The organism is Nguyenibacter vanlangensis (assembly GCF_013376155.1).
Taxonomy (GTDB): Bacteria; Pseudomonadota; Alphaproteobacteria; order Acetobacterales; family Acetobacteraceae; genus Gluconacetobacter; species Gluconacetobacter vanlangensis.
Window position 1 is genome coordinate 1 of record NZ_JABXXP010000213.1, and the last position, 4,653, is coordinate 4,653.

General features: G+C 65.8%; 3 protein-coding genes and 1 pseudogene. 1 reads left to right on the plus strand and 3 read right to left on the minus strand.

Annotation, left to right across the window (positions count from 1 at the left end):
• The 3 genes and pseudogenes from HUK84_RS10895 to HUK84_RS10905 all read right to left on the minus strand — a co-directional run.
• Window positions 1-414 (minus strand): annotated as a pseudogene (locus HUK84_RS10895) (nucleoside hydrolase); the annotation flags it as partial.
• 10 nt (window positions 415-424) lie between these two features.
• Window positions 425-1,795 (minus strand): NCS2 family permease, encoded by a 1,371-nt coding sequence (locus HUK84_RS10900; protein ID WP_176640322.1) that lies wholly within the window; start codon window positions 1,793-1,795, stop codon window positions 425-427.
• Between the two features lie 7 nt (window positions 1,796-1,802).
• Window positions 1,803-4,175 (minus strand): TonB-dependent receptor, encoded by a 2,373-nt coding sequence (locus HUK84_RS10905; protein ID WP_176640323.1) that lies wholly within the window; start codon window positions 4,173-4,175, stop codon window positions 1,803-1,805.
• A 172-nt stretch (window positions 4,176-4,347) separates the two neighbouring features.
• On the opposite strand from HUK84_RS10905, the gene HUK84_RS10910 reads away from it, so the two are divergent.
• Window positions 4,348-4,653: GntR family transcriptional regulator (locus HUK84_RS10910; RefSeq protein ID WP_176640324.1), on the plus strand; the 306-nt coding region annotated here is incomplete at its 3' end.

The window sequence follows — 4,653 nt, forward strand, 5'->3', positions numbered from 1 at the left end:
GGGCGGCTGGCTGTCGGGCGCATCGCCCCGCCACGCGCCCTTCCAGGGCATCACGCCGTTGGCCTTCTCCCAGGCCAGCAGGCGCGGGCGCGAATTGACCAGCGGCGCCGTCGCACCCGGCACCACCGGCACGCCCTGCACCCCGGCCAGTTCCAGCAGCCGCAGCAGATGCGCGACCTCGGCATTCTCCCACCCGTCGCCGACCGTCACGGTCAGGCCCAGCACCCGCACCCCCGGCGCGCCCAGCAGCGGAATGACCGACTGCATGTTCGTGCCGCCGGGCCCGGCGAAATCATTGTCCATGATCACCAGGGACGGCTCGGCCGCCCTGGCCGGCACCCCGGCGGACCCCATCGCCAGGCACGCCAGCAACAGGCCCCCCAGCACACGAAATTCAGAAAACGGACCGCGCATGAACAGACTTTCAGTGATGAACCGGGGGATGAACCGGGGAATGAAGATGGGCCGAAACGATAAAGAACAGCACGAAGACGGCGCTCAGCACCCACAGCACCGGCGACAGCGCCCGCCCGCGTCCCGCGGCCATCGCCATGACGATATAGCTGAAGGTGCCCAGCGCCATGCCGTTGATCAGGTTGCTGGTCAGCAGCGCGATCATGAAGGTCAGGATCGCCGGCACGGTCTGGCCCGGATCGTCCAGGTCCAGCCGTCCGATGCCGTGAAACATCAGCATGCCGACCATCAGCAGCGCGGGCGCGGTCGCCTGCGGCGGAACGATCATGAAAAGCGGCCACAGGAACAGCGACAATGCAAATCCCGCTGCGATCGTCAGCGCCGTCAGGCCGGTACGCCCGCCCGCCTGCACCCCGGTGACCGATTCCGAATAGACCGTCACCACCGCCGTGCCCAGCAGCGGTCCCACGATGGTCCCCACCGCGTCGCTGGCAAAGGCCTCGGTCGCGCGCGGGATCGCCCCGCCGCGCTTCAGCATGCCCGCCGCGCTGACCACGCCCAGCAGGTTCGCCAGCGTGCCGAACAATTCCGTGCACAGAAAGAAGAACAGCATCGGCAGCAGATAGAAGACATGCCGCGCGACATAGCCGAAATCCAGCCGGAACGCGGTCGCCGCCGGCCAGACGGGCATGGCGAGCAGCCGCTCCGGCCAGCGCGTGATCGTGCCGCCATGCCCGTCGGGGATGAACAGCCCGGCCGCCGTCATCGCGACGATCGACAGGATCAGCGCGCCGGGAACGCGCCGCGCCACCAGCGCGGGCGTCAGGACAAAGCCCGCCACCGTCAGCAGCACGCCCGGATCGGCCAGCGATCCCATGGTGACGAAGGTCGTCTTGCTCGCCACCACGAATCCCGCATTGCGCATGCCGATGAACATGATCACCAGCCCCACGGCGATCTGGATGCCGACGCGCAGCGCATCGGGCAGCTCATGGGCGATCCGCTCGCGCCATTTCGTCAGGGTCAGCACCAGGAAAATGACCCCGGTCAGGCACACGACCGCCAGCGCCGCCGGCCAGGGCACCCCCATCTGCACCACCAGCACATAGGCGAAGATGACGTTCGACCCCATCGCCGGCGCCAGCCCCAGCGGCAGGTTGGCCAGCAGCCCCACCATCGCGCTCGCCACGATCGCGACCAGGCAGGTGGCGCTCAGCACGCTGGCCCGGTCCATCCCGGCGGCCGCCAGGATCATCGGATTCACCGCCACGCAATAGACCATGGCGGTAAAGGTGGTCAGCCCCGCCACCACCTCCCGCCCCGCCGTCGTGCCGGCGCGGCGCAGCCCGAAAAACCGGTCCAGCCGGCCGATCACCCGCATCAAGGGATCAGAACCCCGTGCTCGCCGTGATCATGGCGGCAAATCCGCCCGCCACGTAATAGGTCGGTGTCCCCGTCGCCCCGATCATTGTGCCGTAAATCCCCCGCGTCGCGCGGGCCGACGGCGCAATCCCGGCCGGCCCCGACAGATATTTGTTGTCGCCCACATTCATCAGATTAAGCCGCAATTCCGGCCGCGCACGCCACAGCTTCGGTGCACGATAGCCGAAATTCATGTCGGCATCGACATATCCGGGCATCGCCTGGTCGTTCATGAAGGTCGAAAACTGCCGTCCGACATATTTGACCTGCACCCCCGCGAAATAGGTCCCGTCATCGTAATCAAGCCCGACCGCCGCCTGCACGTTCGGGCTGCGCACCGCCTGCTTGCCCCGCGTCGGCAGGAAATCGGCGCCCACCTGGTAATTGCTGTCGATCCGCGCGTTCAGGTATTCGGCCGAGACATAGGGCCGGAAATGGTGCCACGGCCGGGTTCCCAGTTCGACATCCACCCCGCGGGAGGTCTGGCCGCCCGCATTGATGTTCTGGGTGATCTGCGCGTTGTTGATGACGACCTGCGTCGCCACCTGCCGGTTCGTGAAATTATAGTTGAAGAACGTCACCGACCCGTTCAGCACATCGCCCTGGTAACGATAGCCGATTTCCTCCTCGATGGAATATTCGGTCTTCTGTCCGGGATTGGCCAGGGTCGTGATCGCCCCCGTGCTGGCGCTATAGGTGTTGTACAGCGCGTTCAGCGTCGGCGTGCGGAAATTGGTGGCCACGCCGCCGAAGATCTGGTGATGCGCGTCGAACCGGTAGCGCCCGCCCAGGTTCGGCGTGGTGACCGCCGCATTGGTGCCGCTGCGGTACTGCGCGCCGGGCAGGTAATTGTACCCGGTGCGCGCCACCATGGTTTCCTTGATGCCCGCCTCCAGGTGCAGCCTGTCGCCCAGCGCCGCATAGCTGTCGCCGAAGAACAGCGAATTCACCTGGGTGACCGTCAGATTGTCATAGCTGGCCAGCCGCGTCCCGTCCGGCAGCGTCACGTTGCCCTGGAATCCCCAGACATTCGCCGGCCCGCCATTGGCGCCGATCATGCTGTACGGGTTGACCATGCGCTCGCGCGACCAGTCGTACCAATCGCCGAAGACCAGGCTGTGATGTCCGAAATCGACATGGATCTTCGACACCACGCCCGGCCGGTATACGTACGGCGTGCCAAACGGCGTGTACATCAGCACCCGGTCGCCGATCACCCCGTTATTGTTCAGATCGATGGCATAGCGCCGCGTCCCGGCATAGACCGCTCTTTCCGACAGGACCGACGCCGAGGCGATGGTCCCGGAATTCCAGTAGAAATAGGGCGTGACGTCCAGGCCCACATGGTCGCTGATCACGATCTTCTGCGGCGCGCTCATGACGATGACGCGATAGGGGCTCTGATGCAGCTTCCAGTAACTGGTGCTGTTCGGCGCGTAATTCTCGGCATAGTTCGCGTCGCGCCCCAATTGCTGCCATTGCGCCAGCGTCGGCGACAGATAGGCCACCTTCATCGAATCGTCGAAGGTCAGGACCAGGCTGCTGCGGCTCCCCCCATCCCACTCCTTCAGCATCTTGAAATCGACATGCTGCTTGTGGTCGTCGCCTGCGCCGCGAAAATGCGGCTCCTCCAGGTGCGACCAGGACACGAACGCCCGCACGCCCGAATGGCCGATCAGGCCCGAATTCAGCCGGACGAACTCCCGGTGCGTATGGTACGAACCATATGACCCCGCGACCGTGCCGCCGAACGTCTCGGCCGGATCGATCAGGCTCATGGTCGTAATCCCGCCCGACGCCCCGATGACCGGCGAATCCAGGTTGGCCGACCCCTGCTGCATCGTCACCTGGCTCAGGTTCTCCGAATCCACCCATTCGGTCGGAAACGCCATGTAGGACCCGATATCGTTCAGCGGCGCGCCTTCCAGCGTAAAGCCGATCTGGTCGCTGTTCATGCCGCGTACGGTGATGTTGCCGCTGACCATGCCGTACGGATCGGCGCTGGCCACGTTCGCCCCCGGCATGCTCGCCATCAGCCGGAACACGTTCGGCGTCGGCGATTGCTTGGCGATGAAATCGCGCGTGACCTCGCTGCGATTGCGCACCCCGTTCTGCACCGTCATGCGGCCGCCGCCCACGCTCTGCCGCACCACGCTGATCTCCTCGGCCGCCTTTGCGCCGCTCCTGCCTTTCCCCGCGGCGGACGCGACACGCGGCGGGGCGGACACGGCAGCACCCCGATGGGCGGCATCCTGGGTATCGCGGGTATCGGCATGTGCCAGACCGGGCATCGCGCCACTGGCCAGCGCGGTGGCGACAAGAAGCAGGCAGCGTTTCATCATCGGGTCCTGAAGGCAATCCTGGAGGGAAGGGCATGGTTATGGGCGCGACATTGACAGGGCGCGGGCTTTTGGCGTTCGCTCGCGGCAAGATGTCTCATGTTGTTATATGATGTCCTATAACAACTTCGGCGCCATTTCAATCCCATTCAGCAACGATCGCGAGTCCCCCATGCCGACAAGCCCGCGCGCCTTCGCCGCCGCTCTCGACAGCGCCAGCCCCGATCCGCTCTATCTGCAGGTGGCGGCCGATATCGGCCGGCATATCGGCCACGACCCGCGCTTTCTCCATCGCCTCCCGTCCGAGGCCGAACTCTGCGCTCTCTACGATGTCAGCCGGATCACCATCCGCCAGGCGCTGGCCCACCTGGCCGAACGCGGCCTGGTGGTCCGCCGCCATGGGCGCGGCACCTTCGTCAGCGCGGTGCGCCGCGACGGGCGGCAAAGCGCGATCTATTCGTTCGGCGACATCCTGGCC

What these genes read in the sequence shown, in the direction of transcription:
- HUK84_RS10905 (WP_176640323.1), bottom strand. Translation starts at nt 4,175, where the DNA reads ATGAAACGCTGCCTGCTTCTTGTCGCCACCGCGCTGGCCAGTGGCGCG.
- HUK84_RS10900 (WP_176640322.1), bottom strand. Translation starts at nt 1,795, where the DNA reads ATGCGGGTGATCGGCCGGCTGGACCGGTTTTTCGGGCTGCGCCGCGCC.